16 protein-coding genes are annotated in these 16,856 nt (G+C 64.3%); 3 read left to right on the top strand and 13 right to left on the bottom strand.

Annotated elements, in window-relative coordinates; translation table 11 throughout:
• Nucleotides 1–108 precede the first annotated feature (108 nt).
• Nucleotides 109–1,188, bottom strand: coding sequence for an aromatic ring-hydroxylating oxygenase subunit alpha (locus tag C7451_RS11400; protein WP_110299098.1), 1,080 nt, complete (start codon nucleotides 1,186–1,188; stop codon nucleotides 109–111).
• A 108-nt stretch (nucleotides 1,189–1,296) separates the two neighbouring features.
• Between C7451_RS11400 and C7451_RS11405 the strand changes: the two genes are divergently transcribed.
• Nucleotides 1,297–1,986 (top strand): GntR family transcriptional regulator, encoded by a 690-nt coding sequence (locus C7451_RS11405; protein ID WP_110299099.1) that lies wholly within the window; start codon nucleotides 1,297–1,299, stop codon nucleotides 1,984–1,986.
• Nucleotides 1,987–2,019: 33 nt separating this feature from the next.
• On the opposite strand, the gene C7451_RS11410 is transcribed toward C7451_RS11405, so the two are convergent.
• Both C7451_RS11410 and leuA read right to left on the bottom strand, forming a co-directional pair.
• Nucleotides 2,020–2,994 carry an NAD(P)H-dependent flavin oxidoreductase gene (locus tag C7451_RS11410; RefSeq protein WP_110299240.1) on the bottom strand — a complete coding sequence of 325 codons (975 nt, stop codon included), beginning with the start codon at nucleotides 2,992–2,994 and terminating at the stop codon, nucleotides 2,020–2,022.
• Nucleotides 2,995–3,123: 129 nt separating this feature from the next.
• The gene (gene leuA, locus C7451_RS11415; RefSeq protein WP_110299100.1) at nucleotides 3,124–4,788 is read right to left on the bottom strand and encodes a 2-isopropylmalate synthase; all 1,665 of its coding nucleotides are present in this window, start codon (nucleotides 4,786–4,788) and stop codon (nucleotides 3,124–3,126) included.
• Nucleotides 4,789–5,100: 312 nt separating this feature from the next.
• Between leuA and C7451_RS11420 the strand changes: the two genes are divergently transcribed.
• Nucleotides 5,101–5,574 (top strand): YHS domain-containing (seleno)protein, encoded by a 474-nt coding sequence (locus C7451_RS11420; RefSeq protein WP_110299101.1) that lies wholly within the window; start codon nucleotides 5,101–5,103, stop codon nucleotides 5,572–5,574.
• A gap of 198 nt (nucleotides 5,575–5,772) precedes the next feature.
• Here C7451_RS11420 and C7451_RS11425 read toward each other — a convergent pair whose 3' ends face one another.
• From C7451_RS11425 to miaA, 8 genes are all read right to left on the bottom strand, one after another.
• Nucleotides 5,773–6,405, bottom strand: coding sequence for a YceI family protein (locus C7451_RS11425; protein ID WP_110299102.1), 633 nt, complete (start codon nucleotides 6,403–6,405; stop codon nucleotides 5,773–5,775).
• 88 nt (nucleotides 6,406–6,493) lie between these two features.
• The gene (locus tag C7451_RS11430) at nucleotides 6,494–7,747 is read right to left on the bottom strand and encodes an adenosylmethionine--8-amino-7-oxononanoate transaminase (RefSeq protein WP_110299103.1); all 1,254 of its coding nucleotides are present in this window, start codon (nucleotides 7,745–7,747) and stop codon (nucleotides 6,494–6,496) included.
• On the bottom strand, nucleotides 7,744–8,361 hold the full coding sequence (gene bioD, locus C7451_RS11435; RefSeq protein ID WP_110299104.1) for a dethiobiotin synthase: 618 nt from the start codon (nucleotides 8,359–8,361) through the stop codon (nucleotides 7,744–7,746). Before bioD ends, C7451_RS11430 begins: the two co-directional genes overlap by 4 nt.
• Entirely contained in the window at nucleotides 8,358–9,500 is a 1,143-nt protein-coding gene (locus tag C7451_RS11440; protein ID WP_110299105.1) for an 8-amino-7-oxononanoate synthase, read from the bottom strand. The genes bioD and C7451_RS11440 overlap by 4 nt, the downstream gene beginning before the upstream one ends.
• 4 nt (nucleotides 9,501–9,504) lie before the next feature.
• Complete coding sequence (ilvC, locus tag C7451_RS11445) at nucleotides 9,505–10,524, bottom strand: ketol-acid reductoisomerase (protein ID WP_066285042.1); 1,020 nt, start codon at nucleotides 10,522–10,524, stop codon at nucleotides 9,505–9,507.
• Between the two features lie 117 nt (nucleotides 10,525–10,641).
• Nucleotides 10,642–11,157, bottom strand: coding sequence for an acetolactate synthase small subunit (ilvN, locus tag C7451_RS11450; protein WP_110299106.1), 516 nt, complete (start codon nucleotides 11,155–11,157; stop codon nucleotides 10,642–10,644).
• Nucleotides 11,157–12,905, bottom strand: coding sequence for a biosynthetic-type acetolactate synthase large subunit (gene ilvB / locus C7451_RS11455; RefSeq protein ID WP_208625203.1), 1,749 nt, complete (start codon nucleotides 12,903–12,905; stop codon nucleotides 11,157–11,159). The genes ilvN and ilvB overlap by 1 nt, the downstream gene beginning before the upstream one ends.
• Before the next feature lie 225 nt (nucleotides 12,906–13,130).
• Complete coding sequence (miaA, locus tag C7451_RS11460) at nucleotides 13,131–14,096, bottom strand: tRNA (adenosine(37)-N6)-dimethylallyltransferase MiaA (protein ID WP_110299108.1); 966 nt, start codon at nucleotides 14,094–14,096, stop codon at nucleotides 13,131–13,133.
• Here miaA and serB point away from each other — a divergent pair.
• Nucleotides 14,089–14,967 (top strand): phosphoserine phosphatase SerB, encoded by an 879-nt coding sequence (gene serB / locus C7451_RS11465; RefSeq protein WP_110299241.1) that lies wholly within the window; start codon nucleotides 14,089–14,091, stop codon nucleotides 14,965–14,967. The two genes, miaA and serB, sit on opposite strands and share 8 nt — an antisense overlap.
• A gap of 139 nt (nucleotides 14,968–15,106) precedes the next feature.
• Here serB and C7451_RS11470 read toward each other — a convergent pair whose 3' ends face one another.
• The gene (locus C7451_RS11470) at nucleotides 15,107–16,003 is read right to left on the bottom strand and encodes an SDR family oxidoreductase (RefSeq protein WP_110299242.1); all 897 of its coding nucleotides are present in this window, start codon (nucleotides 16,001–16,003) and stop codon (nucleotides 15,107–15,109) included.
• A gap of 140 nt (nucleotides 16,004–16,143) precedes the next feature.
• Nucleotides 16,144–16,839 (bottom strand): phosphate regulon transcriptional regulator PhoB, encoded by a 696-nt coding sequence (gene phoB, locus C7451_RS11475; protein WP_023838588.1) that lies wholly within the window; start codon nucleotides 16,837–16,839, stop codon nucleotides 16,144–16,146.
• Between the last annotated feature and the right edge of the window lie 17 nt (nucleotides 16,840–16,856).

Genomic DNA, 16,856 nt, shown 5'->3' on the forward strand with positions numbered 1-16,856 from the left:
GGCCTCTATCGCGACGAACACTTTCGTCGTTCATGCAGCGCTTCGAAGCACCGGGTCAAATGAAGAGCAGAATTGGCCTCGATATGGCGTAGAAAGTCGGTCGCCGTTTCAGTTGGCCTCCGCCGCGATCGCCTGCTCGATCAGCCGACGCGAGCGCACGCCGCCGGCATCGATATTGAGCAGCAACAGGCGGCGGTCGGGATAAAGGTCGAGATTCTTCTGCTGGCGCTCGAGCATTTCCATGTCCTCTGCGAAGATCCGGCCCTGGCCGTCGCGGATGGTGGTGGTGAGCTCGGCATCGTCGACGGCAAAACGCCGGGCCATGCCCCAGAAATACCAGTGCGAGCCTTCGGTCTCCGGTGTCATGAAATCGACCACCACCGAATAGGCCTTGCGGTCGAGCGGCGCCTCGTAGCCGCCTTCACCGACCGGCGCGACGCCGACCTCGATCTCGACGCTGCTGGGCAGGTGGAAATGGCACAGCTGCCAGCGGTCGACCGGGCCGCTATCGGGCAGCCCCGCGCCGCGCAGCGCCATCGCCCAGAAGGGCGGAGGGTCGATCGCGTCCATGAAGCGGCTGGTCACCACGCGCTCGCCGACCAGCCGGGTCTTGACCGGGGCCTCGTCGATCTCCTTCTGGCCGATGCTGGTCGAATGGACATAGGTCTCGTGCGTCAGGTCCATCAGATTGTCGATCATCAGCCGATAGTCGCACTGGATATGGTACAGCCCGCCGCCATAGGCCCAGCCTTCGTCCTCGGCCCATTCCAGGTGCCGCAATTTGGCGGGATCGGCCGCATCAGCGTCTCCCGGCCAGACCCAGATAAAGCCATAGCGCTCGATCACCGGATAGGTGCGGATCGGCGGGAAGCCGCCGACGCGCTGGCCCGGCATGCCCTCGGTCTTGCCATGACAGCCCATGGCGAGGCCATGATAGCCGCAGACGAGCGCGCCATCGCGCACGAAACCCAATGACAGCGGCGCACCGCGATGCGGACAGAAATCCTCGAGCGCGGCGACCTTGCCCTCGCGCCCGCGAAAGAACACCATCGGCTCGCCGCAGATCTTGCGGCCCAGCGGCTTGCCCTCGATCTCATCAGGGGTGCACGCGACATACCAGGCGTTGCGCGGCCAGGGCGCGGTGGCGCGTACGGCGCTGCGGTCCTCAAGATCGGGGGCGGTGGCCATCACTATCTCTCCCTTTTGGCATTATTGGATCCAATAATGCAGTTTGATGGGGGGTGCAAGCTCGATCAGGGGGCTTGCCGGAAAGGACGCGCAGGTTAAACAGAGCCCATGACCGCCCCGATGAAGCCCGGCCAGCGCGTGCTGTTCGCCCTGCGCAAGATGATCGTTTCGGGCGAGATTCCCGATGGCGAGCGCATTGCCGAGATAGCGACCGCCGAGCGATTCGGGGTTTCGCGCATGCCGGTGCGCACCGCGTTGCGTACTCTGGAGCAGGAAGGACTGGTCGCCAGGCTCGGACGCCGTGGTTATGCCGCGCGCGGGGTCACGCCCGGCCAGATCGACGATGCGATCGAGGTGCGCGGCGTGCTGGAAGGGCTGGCGGTTCGGTTGATCGCGTCACGACCCATCGCATCGGCTTTTGCGCGCAAGCTGAAGGCCTGTCTGGCCGACGGCGATGCCCTGTTCGGCGGCGAGGGCTTTGGTCCCGAGCAGGTCGATCGGTTCTACAGCTACAATCTCGCCTTTCACGACCTGCTGCTCGATGCCAGCGGGAACCGTGCGATCGGCGTGGCGCTGTCGCGCAACAATCATCTGCCGCTCGCATCGGCAGCAGCGCTTGCGCTTGACTGGGACGATCTCGCCAATGCGCACAAGCACCTGCAAGCTGCGCATGAAGAGCATGTCGCGGTGGCCGACGCGATCCTGTCAGGGCGCGCCGAAGAGGCCGAACAGCTGATGCGCCGCCATGCCCGCGCGGCACTCAACCCCGGGTTGATGCCGCTGGTCGGGCCGGTCTGACGGCGGCAGGATTGCTCCTGCCGGACTGCGATCTCAATAGGCCGAGCGGGTCAGCAGCGATGCCTTGGCGGCCTGATATTCCGTTGTCAGGCGTGCGACCATTTCCGCGACGGTCCCGACCTTGTCGACCGCACCAATGCCCTGGCCGCTGCCCCAGATATCGCGCCACGCCTTGGCTTCGGTATTGCCGCCCGATCCGAAGTTCATCGTGCTGTAATCGCCCTTGGGCAGATTGTCGGGGTCGAGCCCTGCATTGACGATCGACTGGCGCAGGTAATTGCCTGACACGCCGGTAAACAGGTCGGAATAGACGATGTCCGACGCCTTGCCTTCGACAATGCCGTTCTTGTAGCCGTCGGTCGCCCGCGCCTCTTCGGTGGCGATGAACGCCGATCCGATATAGGCAAAATCCGCGCCCATGGCCTGGGCCGCCAGAATTGATGCACCGCAGGCGATCGAGCCCGACAGGGCAACGGGGCCAGTGAACCAGCTGCGGATTTCCTGCATCAGCGCGAAGGGCGAGATCGTGCCGGCATGGCCGCCTGCGCCGGCAGCAACGGGGATCAGGCCGTCGGCGCCCTTTTCGATCGCCTTGCGCGCGAAGCGGTCGTCGATCACGTCGTGCATGGTGATGCCGCCCCAGTCGTGCACCGCCTTGTTCAGGTCCTCGCGCGCGCCGAGCGACGTGATGATCATCGGCACCTGCCACTTGGCGCAGGTGGCAAGGTCGGCTTCCAGCCGGTCGTTCGACTTGTGGACGATCTGGTTGACCGCGAACGGTGCGGCGGGCTTGTCCGGGTTGGCGCGGTTATACTCGGCCAGCTCTTCGGTGATCTGGTGCAGCCATTCGTCGAGTTGCGCTTGAGGCCGCGCGTTGAGCGCCGGAAACGAGCCGATCACGCCCGCCTTGCACTGGGCAATGACGAGCTCCGGGCCGGAAATGATGAACAGCGGCGACCCGATGACGGGCAGGCGCAGGTTGTCGCAAAGCGGAGATGGCATGGTCATGGCGGCGACATTAGCCATCGTTCCAAGGCTGTCCAGAGGCAATTAAGTGGGCAATTAAGTTTTGATTGGGGATGGGGTTGGAAGGACAAAATCCTCCCCCAGACGAGCTCGGGGAGGATTTGACGTTGCTCAAATCTCCTCAAGCGCGCTCAGCACGGCCTTGATCGAGGCCGTGGCGACATCCTCGTCCACGCCGACACCGAAACAGGGCGAACGGCCGTCGATCGCGCATTCGACATAGGCCGCCGCGCGCGCCTTGGAGCCCGAACCGATCGCGTGCTCGCGATAATCGGCAATGTCGATCGCGATGCCGAGCGCGGCGGACAGCGCGTCTACCACGCCCGAGATCAACCCGTTGCCGCGCCCGCTGACCGGGATTTCCTGGCCATCCGCCAGGATGCGCCCCACGAACAGGCGGTCGGCCCCTGCCTTGCGCTCCTCATAATCGACCAACCGGTACTTGCCGGTGCCATCAAGGTGATAGCGCTGCTGGAAGGCCTGCCAGATGTCGGCCGAGCTCAGCTCGACGCTCTTCGCATCGGCGAGCGCCTGCACGGTCTTGCTGAAATCGGCCTGGAGCCGCTTGGGCAGCTTCAGCCCCTGGTCCTGTTCGAGCACCCAGGCGACGCCACCCTTGCCGCTTTGCGAATTGACCCGGATCACCGCCTCGTAAGATCGACCGATATCGGCCGGGTCGAGCGGCAGATAGGGCACGGCCCAGATCTGGTCGTTGCGCTTGTCCTGCGCGGCAAAGCCCTTCTTGATCGCGTCCTGATGGCTGCCCGAGAATGCTGTGAACACCAGCTCGCCCGCATAGGGATGCCGCTCGGGCACCTTCAGCTGGTTGCAATATTCGACCGTCTTGACGATCTCGTCCATGTCCGAAAAGTCGAGGCCCGGGTGTAACCCTTGCGTGTACATGTTGAGGCCCAGGGCCACGAGATCGACATTGCCGGTGCGCTCGCCATTGCCGAACAGACAGCCTTCGATCCGGTCTGCGCCCGCCATCAGGCCGAGTTCGGCAGCGGCAATGCCCGATCCTCGGTCGTTATGCGGGTGCAGGCTGATGACCACGCAATCGCGCTTGCTGATATGGCGGCACATCCATTCGATCTGGTCGGCATAGATATGCGGTCCTGCGGCCTCGACCGTCGCGGGCAGGTTGAGGATCAGCGGCTTTTCGGGCGTCGGCTGCAGCACCTCCATGACCGCCTCGCATACTTCCAGGCTGAAGTCGAGTTCTGCGGTGGAGAAGGTTTCGGGGCTGTATTCGAAATGCCAGTCGGTTTGCGGGTATTTCGCCGCTTGTTCCTTCAGAATGTTCGCGCCCTCGACCGCGATCGCCTTCACGCCCGCACGATCCAGTCCGAACACGATCTCGCGCCATGCAGGCGATACGGCGTTGTAAAGGTGGACGATTGCGCGGTGGACGCCCGCCAGGCTCTCGAAGCTGCGCTCGATCAGGTCGCGGCGCGACTGGGTGAGCACCTGCACGGTGACATCCTCAGGGATTTTTCCGCCATCGACCAGCCCGCGGATGAAATTGAATTCGGTCTCGCCTGCGGACGGAAAGCCGACCTCGATCTCCTTGAGGCCGATCTTGACCAGCAGGTCGAAGAAGCGCTGCTTCTTCGCGCCGTCCATCGGATCGATCAGCGCCTGGTTGCCGTCGCGCATGTCGGTGGAAAGCCAGCGCGGCGGCGCGGTGATGATGGCATCGGGCCAGGTTCGGTTCGGCAGGTCGACGCGCGGGAACGGTCGGTATTTTTGCGAAGGATCGGTGAGCATCGGCATGAGAAGAGCGCCCTGTCTGAATGGCTGTGCGATAGGCAGGCCGGGCGATGAGCGCAACCGGCTTTGCGGGTGTTTCAGAAGTGGAAAAGCCCTTAGGCGCGAGGCACGCAGGTCATGCGCGCACAAGGTCGACCGCGCCTAAGGGCGCGTAAGTCGCAGTCCGAGAAGGAGGGCGCAGGGCTTCATTTCGGATGCGTCATTGCGGCAATTGGCCGCGCTGCGCAATAAAAAAATCATTTGCCATGTTCTGAAACCAGGAGGGTGCGGCGGTCGAACCGCAGACCATTCCCTCCCTCGAAAGGTATCCCAGCGATGAAACACATGTTGACGGCGCTCGCCCTGGCGCTTTCTGCCACCGGCCTCGCGATGGGCAGCGCGGCCCTGGCCGGACCGGTCTATACCGGCCTTCAGGGCGATGTCGCGGTCGGCGGCTATGACGCCGTGTCCTATTTCACCGGCGACGGCACCCCGGTCATGGGCTCGCCCGAATTTGCGGTGCGCCACGGCAATGCCGTCTATCATTTCGCCAATGCCGAAAATGCCGCGAAATTCCAGGCCGATCCGGCGCATTACACGCCGCAATATGGCGGGCATTGCGCCTGGGCGATGGCGCGCGGATATCTCGCGCCCGGCGATCCGCTGCAATCGCGCGTGGTAGACGGCAAGCTGTATCTCAACTTCAACGCCGAGGTGAAGGCCAAGTGGCTGCAGGACATTCCCGGCTTCATCGCCAGTGCCGACAAGAACTGGCCAGGCTTTCCCGATGACGCGAAATTCGGAGGCTAAGGGCCCGCCAACACCCCTTGCGTCACTCCCGCGAACGCGGGAATCCCGCTTGTTTGCCAAGCCGAAGGGGATAGCGGGACCTCCGTCTTCGCGGGGGTGACGGCTAATCCAAAGGCCCCGCAAACCCGTTTGAGCGGGCGCGGGGCCTTCGACGGACGCGGGCTTCGCCCGCTGCTCAGGCTGAACGGAGCTCGGAGCTTACTGCTTCTCGAACGCCACGCTGATGTCGAGCTCGACCTCGTCGCTCACCATCGGTAGCGCGTAGTTGATCCCGAAATCGCTGCGCTTGATGCTGGTTTCGGCTTCGAAACCGACGGTCAGCTTCTTGTTGAACGGGTTTGCGCCCGCGCCGGTGAATTCAGCGTCGAAGGTCACCGGCTTGGTGATGCCGTTCAGCGTCAGGTCGCCGGTAATCTTGGCGGTGGTGCCGCTGGCGACGACCTTGGTCGACACGAAGCGCGCATCAGCCGGATTCGGCCCGAAGAAATCGGGCTTGCCGCCATCCTTGCCTGCACGCAGCAGGTGGCTGGTCAGGCCGGCACTGGCGGTGGTGACCTTGCCGACGGGAATGGTCACATCGACCTTGGCAGCGTTCAGATTGGCGGGGTCGATGGTCAGCGTTCCCGCGACGTCACCGAACAGGCCGTAATAGTCGTTGAAGCCGAAATGGTTGACTTCCCAGCCGATCAGCGAGTGGCCGGGATCGGCCTTGTAGACGCCGGCGGTAACGCGCGAAGCGTCCTTCTGACCGGGCAGTTGCACGCCCTGGCCGATCAGCGGGGTGGCGGCGGCTGCGGCGGCAAAGGCGAGGATAGCGAGGGTCTTGCGCATGACGAACTCCTTGAGGAGGGGGGAGAGGAATGCCGAAACTGTGTCCCGCAACGTCCCAAGTCAATCTTTGATCCGCGCAACGCAGCGTTTACGTTTTGGCATCCAGGCCATCGCGCACCACGGCATAGACCTGGCCCAGCTGCTCTTGCGTGATGCAATAAGGCGGCATGACATAGACGGTATTGCCCAGCGGCCGGATCAGCACGCCACGCGCCTTGCCGAAGCGGTTAAGATGCACCGCCCAGTTCGAGAGATAGCCGCCGGCATCGGTCTCAAGATCGAAAGCGGCGATCGTGCCGCACTGGCGCGTGCTCGTGACGATAGCGTGGTCGGATATCGCCGCCAGTTCGCGCGCCTGCATCGCTGCCAGGCTGTCAATGCGCTGCCGGACCGGCTCGTCGCTCCAGATGGCGAGATTTTCGACAGCCGCCGCGCAGGCGATCGGGTTGGCGGTATAGCTGCTCGAGTGGAAGAAGCAGTCGGCACGGTCCTGAGACCAATGCGCCATGAAAATCTCGTCGCGCGCCATGGTGACGGCCAGCGGTACCGCGCCGCCAGTCAGGCCCTTGGACAGGCAGAGGATATCCGGGACAACGCTCGCCTGTTCGCAGGCGAGCAGCGTCCCCGTGCGGCCCCAGGCGGTCATCACCTCGTCGGCAATGAACAGCACGCCATGGCGCGCGCAGATTGCTGCCATCTCGGCCAGCACGTGCGGCGGATAGATCAGCATCCCGCCCGATCCCAGGATCAGCGGCTCGACGATGAACGCGGCCGATCCCGCCTTGCACGCCGCTTCCAGCGCATCGAGCGTCGCCTGTTCGGCACCGGCGGCGGGGAAGGGCACCGTGGTCACGTCGAACAGCAGCGGCGCATAGGGCCGGTTGAATACGCCGCGTTCCCCCACCGACATCGCGCCGATGGTATCGCCATGATAGCTGTGCTCCATCACGATGATGCCCTGGCGCGGTTCCTTCCGGTTATGGAAATAGCCTAGCGCCATCTTCAGCGCGACTTCGACGGCGGTCGACCCGGAATCGCTGAAGAATACCCGGGTGAGCGCCTCCGGCATGATCGCGGTCAGCCCACGCGCCAGCGTTTCGGCGGGTTCGTGCGTCCATCCGGCAAAGATGATCTGGTCAAGCTTCTGCGTCTGCGCGGCGATCGCGGCCATGATGCGCGGATGGGCATGGCCGTGCGTCGTCACCCACCAGCTCGAGATCGCATCAATCCACTGGCGGCCATCGGCACCGTGCAGCACCGCGCCTTCGCCCCGCGCGATCAACGGAATTTCCTCGCCCAGCCCATGCTGGGTGAAGGGGTGCCAGACGGGTGAACTGCTCATGCGAAATCGGCGATGTCGAAACCGGCGGCGAAGGCGGTGCGCAAGGCATCGGGCGTGATCTTAGGAAGCATATCGAGCCGGCCCAGGCGGCGGATGCCGGACATTTGCGCGATCGTCTCCTCGCTGTCGGGCATGGCCTCGCCGATGAACGCGATGCCGTGGATCGGCACGCCGCGCGCCCTCAGCACCTCGACCGTCATGAGGCTGTGGTTGATCGTGCCCAATGCCGTGCGCGCGCAGACGATCACCGGGATCTGCCAGCGCGCAAAAATGTCGGCATAAAGCACCGATCGCGTCACCGGCACCAGCGCGCCGCCTGCACCCTCGATCACCAAAGGCGCATCGACTTGCGGAGGGTTCAGCGCGTCGGTGTCGATCTCCACGCCGTCGATCTCGGCCGAACGGTGCGGGGAGAGCGGGCTCACCAGCCGCCAGGCTTCGGGCAGGGTGGAGCCAGGCGCCATGCGCTCGACGAACTGGGTGTCGGTCTCGTCCTCGATGCCCGATTGCACGGGCTTCCAGTAACGGGCGGAAAGCGTCTGGGTGAGCGCTGCACTGAACACCGACTTGCCGATTCCGGTGTCGGTGCCTGTCACAACAAATCGCGGTTTCATGCGGGGATCATGATCCTGTCGAGTGATTCGGAGAGCGCGCCGATATCACCCTTTGTCACGTTTCGGGTAATCGAAATTCTCAGGCGCGCAGTCCCGGCTGGCACCGTTGGCGGGCGGATGCCCCGAATGTCGAAGCCCTGCCGCTGCAGCGCAGAGGCGATGCGCATGGTGCGTGCATCGTCGCCGATGACAACGGGCAGGATCTGCGTATCCGATGGTGTCGCGCCCAGCCGGGGTGCCAGCAGGGCGCGGGCATGCGCGATTCGATCGAACAGGTCCTCGCGCCAGTCGTCATGGCTCGCCAGCATGCCGATCGCCTTGCGAACCATATGTGCGACGAGCGGCGAGGGCGCGGTCGAAAAGATGAAGGGGCGGCCCCGATTGACGATGAAGTCGATGGCCACTTTCGGGCCGCACAGCAGCGCGCCCTCACAGCCCAAAGCCTTGCCGCAGGTGTGCAGCGTGATCACATTGGGCTGGCCCGCCAGAGCCTCGGCCAGCCCGCGCCCGCCGGTGCCGAACACGCCGGTCGCATGCGCCTCGTCGATCAGCAGGATGGCATCGTGCCGTGCGGCAACCTGCGCCAGATCGGCCAGCGGCGCGCGGTCGCCGTCCATGCTGTACAGGCTTTCGACCGCGATCCAGGCGCGGCCGGTGCCTCCGCAAGCGCGCCAGGCGGTGATGGCTTCATCGAACGCCTGCGGATCATTATGGGCAGCGGCGCGCGTCTCGGCGCGACCCAGCTTCATTCCGTCATGCACCGATGCATGGATCAGCGCGTCGTGCACCAGCAGGTCGCCGCGCTGTGGCAGCGTCGCGAACAGCGCCGTGTTGGCGACAAAGCCCGTGGCCATGAACAGCGCCGCCTCGGTGCCGTAATGCGCCGCTGCCTCGGCCTCCAGGGCTTCGTGCGCCGCATGGTTGCCGCGCAGCAACCGCGACCCGCCCGATCCTGCCGGCAGGCCGAGTGCCATGCCCTCGCGCAGGGCGTCGTGGAGCAGGGTGGAGCCCGCCAGCCCGAGATAATCGTTCGAGGCGAAGTCCTTGCCCGAACGCGGCGCAAGGCTGCGCAGCCTCGACCCCCTTTTCAGCGAGTCGAGCTGTGCAGCCTGTTCCTCGAAAAACGCGTTGATGGGCAAGGGCTCAGTTCTTGGCCTTGTCCACCAGCTTGTTCGCGCCGATCCATGGCATCATCGCGCGCAGCTGGGCACCGGTCTTCTCGATCGGATGCGCGGCAGCGAGCTTGCGCGCGGCCTTGAGCTCGGGCTGGCCGGCGCGGTTGTCGAGAACGAAGTTCTTGACGAAACGGCCCTGCTGGATGTCCTCGAGCACGCGCTTCATCTCGGCCTTGGTCTCGCTGGTGATGATGCGCGGGCCGGTGGTGATGTCGCCATATTCGGCGGTGTTGCTGATCGAATAGCGCATGTTGGCGATGCCGCCTTCATACATCAGGTCGACGATCAGCTTCACCTCGTGCAGGCACTCGAAATAGGCCATTTCGGGCGCGTAGCCGGCTTCGGTCAGCGTCTCGAACCCGGCCTGGATCAGGTGTGTCAGGCCGCCGCACAGCACCGCCTGCTCGCCGAACAGATCGGTTTCGCACTCTTCGCGGAAATTGGTCTCGATGATGCCGCTGCGGCCGCCGCCGACGCCGCTTGCATAGGCGAGCGCGATGTCATGCGCGTTGCCCGACACGTCGCGATCGACCGCGATCAGGCAGGGCACGCCGCCGCCGCGCACATATTCGCTGCGCACGGTATGGCCGGGGCCCTTGGGCGCGATCATGATCACGTCCAGGTCCTCGCGTGCCTCGATCAGGCCGAAATGGATGTTGAGGCCATGGGCAAAGGCGAGTGCCGCACCGGGCTTCATGTTGTCGTGATAATCGGCGGCATAGATCGCGGCCTGATGCTCGTCGGGCGCCAGGATCATGACGATATCGGCCCAGGCGGCGGCTTCAGCGTTGCTCAGCACCTTGAAGCCCGCGCCTTCGGCCTTGGCGGCGGTGGCGCTGCCGGGACGAAGCGCGATCGCAACGTCCTTGACGCCGCTGTCGCGCAGGTTCTGCGCATGGGCATGGCCCTGGCTGCCATAGCCGACAATGACGATCTTCTTGTCCTGGATCAGCTTCAGATCGCAGTCGGAATCATAATAAACGCGCATATTCTTTCCCCATTTTCAATCTGGCTCGTCATTCCCGCGAAAGCGGGAATCCCGCTTGTTCAGTGCAGAAGCGGGACCCCCGCCTGCGCGGAGGTGACGATGTGTTGCAAAAACTCGCTACCCCGCCACGGCCCCCCGGGTCATGGCGACCACGCCGGTGCGGGCGACTTCGACCAGCCCGACCTCGCGCATCAGCGCGATGAACTGGTTGATCTTCTCGACCGATCCGGAAATCTCGAAGACGAAGCTGTTGGTGCTGGTATCGACAGGGCGGGCACGGAAGATGTCCGCCAGCCGCAGCGCCTCGATGCGATGCTCGCCCACGCCCGCGACCTTGATCAGCGCCAGCTCGCGCTCGACATGCGGGCCGAGCTCGGTGAGGTCCGCGACGCGGTGCACCGCCACCAGCCGGTCGAGCTGGGCGATGATCTGGTCGATCACCGCAGGCGGGCTCACCGTCACGATGGTAATGCGGCTGACCGCATGGTCCTCGCTGATATCGGCCACCGTGAGGCTTTCGATATTGTAGCCGCGGGCGGTGAACATGCCGGCGATCTTGGCGAGGATACCCGCCTCGTTGTCGACCGTGACGGTCAGGACGTGCCGCTCGGACGCGGCTTCACGGATATGCATCAGACCAGCGCCTTTGCTTCGTCTTCCATCGTGCCGGCGACTTCATCGCCGTAGAGGATCATGTCGGTATGCGCCGCGCCCGATGGGATCATCGGCAGGCAGTTGGCGAGCTTGGCGACGCGGCAATCAACCATAACGGGGCCGGGATGATCGATCATCGCCTGGATGCCGCTGTCGAGCTCGCTTTCGTCCGAAATGCGGATGCCCTTCCAGCCATAGGCCTCGGCGAGCGCAACGAAATCGGGCAGCGCGTCGGAATAGCTTTCCGAATAGCGGCTTTCATAGGTCAGCTGCTGCCACTGGCGCACCATGCCCATATATTCATTGTTGAGGATGAAGATCTTCACCGGCAGGCGATATTGCGTCGCGGTGCCCAGTTCCTGAATGTTCATCTGGATCGAGGCTTCGCCCGCAATGTCGATGCACAGCGCATCCGGGCAGCCGAGCTGCGCGCCGATCGCGGCGGGCAGGCCATAGCCCATGGTGCCGAGACCGCCCGAGGTCAGCCATTTGTTCGGCTGTTCGAAGCGGAAATATTGCGCTGCCCACATCTGGTGCTGGCCGACCTCGGTCGAGATGATCGGGCTCTGGTCCTTCGTCAGCGCATAGAGCCGCTCGATCGCCAGCTGTGGCATGATCTCGGATTTGTTGGCAGGATAGGCCAGGCACTCGCGCGTGCGCCATCCCGCGATCCGCGCCTTCCATTCGGAAAAATCGCGCGGGGCATGGCCGATCGCGTTCAACTGGTCGATGATCTGCTGCAGCACGGTGGCGCAATCGCCGACGATGCCGAGATCGACCCGGACGGTCTTGTTGATCGACGAGCGGTCGATATCGATATGAATCTTCTTCGAATTCGGCGCGAACGCATCGAGCCTGCCGGTGACGCGGTCGTCGAACCGCGCGCCGACACAGATGATCAGGTCCGCGCGGTTCATCGTCATGTTGGCTTCATAGGTGCCGTGCATCCCCAGCATGCCCAGCCAGTCGGGATGCTCGGACGGAAAGGCTCCCAGGCCCATCAGCGTCGAGGTCACCGGTGCATCGGTCATCGCCTGGAGCTGGCGCAGCAGTTTGCTCGCTTCCGGCCCGGCATTGATGACTCCGCCGCCCGAATAGATGACCGGTGCCTCGGCCTCGGCGATCATCCGTGCAGCCGTCGCGATATCGTAGGCCGTGCCCGCCTTGACCGGCGCATAGCGCATGTTCGGGCGGGCAGGGGCCTCGCTGTCATGCGCGGCGGTGGCGACCTGGACGTCCTTGGGGATGTCGATCAGCACCGGACCGGGGCGGCCCTGCGTTGCGATATGGAAGGCCTCGCGCACCGTCGAAGCCAGCCGCGCAGGGTCCTTCACCAGATAATTGTGCTTGGTGCAGTGGCGGGTGATGCCGATGGTATCGGCTTCCTGAAACGCATCGGTGCCGATCAGCGTCGTCGCGACCTGGCCGGTGATGACGACCATCGGGATCGAATCCATCAGCGCATCGGTGATGCCGGTAACCGCATTGGTCGCGCCGGGTCCTGAGGTGACGAGTACGACACCCGGCTTGCCGGTGGCGCGGGCATAGCCTTCTGCAGCATGCGCGGCGGCCTGTTCGTGACGGACGAGAATATGGCGCAGCGACGGATGGCCGAAGATCGCGTCGTAAATCGGCAGCACCGCCCCGCCAGGATAGCCGAAGATCACTTCGACGCCCTGTTCAACCAGCGTTTCAACCAATATCTGCGCGCCGCTCAATTCGGCCATGATGCAAGCCTTACTTCGTCATTAAACCGCAGCCCGCTTAGACAAGCCGAGCCGATGTTGCAAAACCATATGCTGCCGGGGGTGCCGCATCACCCCGCAGGGCGAAAAAATAACCCGGCGCAGAAGGGCCGCGCCGGGCAGGGTCTGAATGCGACGTGTCACTGGGGCGCTGGCAGCAACGCCTGACGAGGCCGCTCTAAAAGACACAAAATGCTGTGTCAACAGCTAAAAGCGAAATAAAATATCAAAATCTGATCGCGCGTTATCACTATATGGTTCCGTATACCGTTTCCAGCTGGCCGGAGGCTGGTTCCGGAACCATGTGAACTGGCGCTTGGCATATTGACGCGTGGCGAGCTGACCCGCGTCACGGGCTTGCTGTGCCGACAGCTGGCCCCGCAACAGGCCTGCAATTTCCGGCACGCCGATGGCGCGCATCACCGGAAGATCGGGGTGCAGCCCCCGCGCCAGCAACGCTTCCACCTCCTGCCTGGCGCCGGTGTCCAGCATCGTCGCAAATCTGCGATCGCACCGCTCGAACAGCCATTCTCGCGGCGGAAGCAGCACCAGGGCGCACAGCCGTATCTGTTCGCCGATGCCGCCCTGCTTGTGCGCATGCCACTCGCCCAGCGGCTTGCCGGTCGACCGCACCACTTCAAGCGCGCGCGCGACGCGGGTCGTATCGGCCGCGTTGAGCCGGGCGGCAGCGACCGGATCTTCCGCCTGCAATGCGCCATAGGCAACAGAAACAGGCAGCGCCCGCACCGCGCTGCGGATGGCCGGATCGATGGCGGGCACGGGCGAAATGCCGTCGAGCAGGGTACGCAGGTACAGGCCGGTGCCACCCACCAGAATGGGGAGTGCTCCGGCGGCATGCGCTGCTGCGATCTGCGCCTTGGCATCATCGGCCCAGCGCGCCGCAGAACAGGCTTCCGCTCCGTCGATATAGCCGAACAGCCGGTGTTCGATGCCAGCCATCTCGTCTTCGGTCGGGCGCGCGGAAAGCACTGCAAGATCGGCATAGACCTGCGCGCTGTCGGCGTTGATGATTACCGCGCGCTGGCCGCGCTCTGCCAGCCACCGGGCATAGCGCACCGCCAATCCGCTCTTGCCGCTGGCGGTGGGTCCGGCAATAAGCGCCAGCGCCGGACGGGAGTCTCCGGCGGTCTCGGGGGAAGTGTTCGTGCCCATCGCCACGCTGATAGCAGCAGAAACCTTGCCAGCGGGAGAGCTAAACGCTGCTGCCGACCGATTGCATCAGGCAGGCCTGGTAGTCGGGGAAAGCCGATGGGTCGAGCCCGGACAGGTTGGCGAATTGCACTTTGCCGGAAACCGCGCCGCCGCCGATGCCGCATTCGCGGACTGGCGGGACCGTGCTGACGTGCTGGTGCTGGATGACGGCGCACGGGAGGCGAGATTGCTGGTATCCGACATGGACAGCACGATGATCGCCAACGAATGCATCGACGAGCTCGCCGACTATGCCGGGGTCAAGCCGCAGGTGGCCGAGATTACCGAGCGCGCCATGCAGGGCGAGCTCGATTTCGAGGCGGCCCTGCGCGAGCGCGTGGCGCTGCTGAAGGGCCTGAGCGAGCATGTGATCGGCGACTGTCTGGGCCATCGCATCCAGCCGATGCCGGGCGCCCGCAGGCTGGTGCGGACCCTTCGCTCGCGCGGGGTGGATTGCGTGCTGGTATCCGGAGGATTTCACAGCTTTGCCGATGTCATCGGTGCGGAACTGGGGTTCAATGCCGTGTATGCCAACCGGCTGGTGATCGAACATGGCCATATGACGGGTGCGCTGGAAGGTGGAATCGTCGACGCCGCGCGCAAGGCGGCGATCCTTCAGGAGCAGGCGGGCGGACAGGGGCTCGAGTCGGCGCAGATCATCGCGCTGGGTGATGGCGCAAACGACATACCGATGCTCAAGGTGGCGGGTTCAGGCATTGCCTATCATGCCAAGCCCGCCGCAATCGCCGCTGCAGACGCGCATATAGCGCATGGCGACTGGACCGTGCTGCTGCATGCGCTGGGCATCCCGCGCAGCGACTGGGCCGAATAGACGCGCACGAAAAGGGGCGCGACGATCGCTCGCCGCGCCCCTTTCTCGTTACTCTCGCGCATTTCAATCGTCATTCCCGCGAACGCGGGAATCCCGCTTTCGCGGGGGTGACGAGGTGAAGTCTATCGAACCCTGCGGATCAGCCCTGCAGCAGGCGCATGATCGTCATCGCCTGTTCGCTGCCCGACTGCGGCACTGTTTCGCCGGTGCGGTCGATGATCTTGTCGAAGATGCGTGCCACGCCTTCGGCGGTCCGCTCGCCCTCGGGCAGCGCCGCGCCCTGGGTCATCGTGACATAGGCCGCGTGGAACGCGCCTGCGCCTGCGCCGATGATCATGTTGGTCGGTGCGTCTTCCGACACCAGATAGATCGCAGCAGGCACGACATTCTCGGGCTTGAACTGGGCAAAGGCTTCAGGCGGGAAGATGTCTTCGGTCATGCGGGTGCCGGCAACCGGCGCCAGGGTGTTGACCTTGATGTTGTTCTTTGCACCTTCCAGGTACAGCGTCTTGGTGAGGCCGGCGAGGCCCAGCTTGGCCGCGCCATAATTGGCCTGGCCGAAATTGCCGTACAGGCCGGTCGACGACGCGGTCATCAGGATTCGGCCGTAATTCTGCTCGCGCATCGTTTCCCACACGGCCTTGGTGCAGTTGGCCGATCCCAGCAGATGAACCTTCACCACCAGATCGAAATCGGCAGGGTCCATCTTGGCGAAGCTCTTGTCGCGCAGGATGCCGGCATTGTTGATGAGCACGTGCACGCCGCCCCAGGCCTCCTTGGCCTTGGCGACCATTTCGACCATCTGCTCGTATTCGGTGACCGATCCGCCATTGGCCATGGCTTCGCCGCCAGCGGCCTTGATCTCCTCGACGACCTGCGCAGCCGCGTCCGAGGTGCCGGTGCCGTCGCGGGCCCCGCCCAGATCGTTGACGACAACCTTGGCGCCGCGGGCGGCAAGATCAAGCGCATAGGCACGGCCCAGGCCGCCGCCTGCACCGGTGACGATGGCAACGCGGTCCTTGAAACTGATGGTCATGACAAGCATCCCTTTTGCTGAATGCGCGGCTTGGCCACGCGGAATGGCGCGGGTTTTAGCCATGTTGATGCGCTTGGCAAGCGCCAAGCGGAGCCCTTGCAACTTTACGCGTCCGTCAACCAGGGCTGACGCTACGGCGATCAGGCCAGTTCGCTGTCCAGCGCATAGCCGGCAGAGCGCACGGTGCGGATGATATCGGGCTGGCCATTGGCGTTGAGCGCCTTGCGCAAGCGGCGGATATGCACGTCCACGGTGCGAATCTCGATATCGCTGTCATGCCCCCAGACGCTGTCGAGCAGGCGCTCGCGCGAGAACACCCAGCCGGGATGCTCGAGGAAATGGCGCAGGAGCCGGAACTCGGTGGGGCCCAGCGGAATGGTCTGCCCGGCGCGCTTCACCTTGTAGCCCACGGTGTCCATCTCGATATCGGCAAAGCTCAGCGCTTCGCCTGCGAGGGCTGGGCGTACGCGGCGCAGCACCGCATTGACCCGCGCGATCAGCTCGCGCGGGGAGAAGGGCTTGGTGACGTAATCATCCGCGCCGATATCGAGCCCGCGGACCCGGTCTTCCTCTTCGCCGCGCGCCGACATCATGATGATCGGGATGTTCGATGTGTCGTTGTCGCGGCGCAGACGGCGGCAGACCTCGATGCCGGATAGATTTTCGATCATCCAGTCGAGCAGCACGATATCGGGCCTTTCCTCGCGCGCGATCAGCATCGCTTCCTCGCCATCGGCGGTCTGGCTGACACGAAAGCCCTGTTTGTCGAAATGCCACGATACCAGCTCGGCCAGTGCCATGTCGTCCTCAACCAGAAGCAGATGCGGGGTCGTCATCGATTTCGTGCCTTCTG

The sequence above is a fragment of the Blastomonas natatoria genome (assembly GCF_003201955.1).
Classification (GTDB): Bacteria; Pseudomonadota; Alphaproteobacteria; order Sphingomonadales; family Sphingomonadaceae; genus Blastomonas; species Blastomonas natatoria.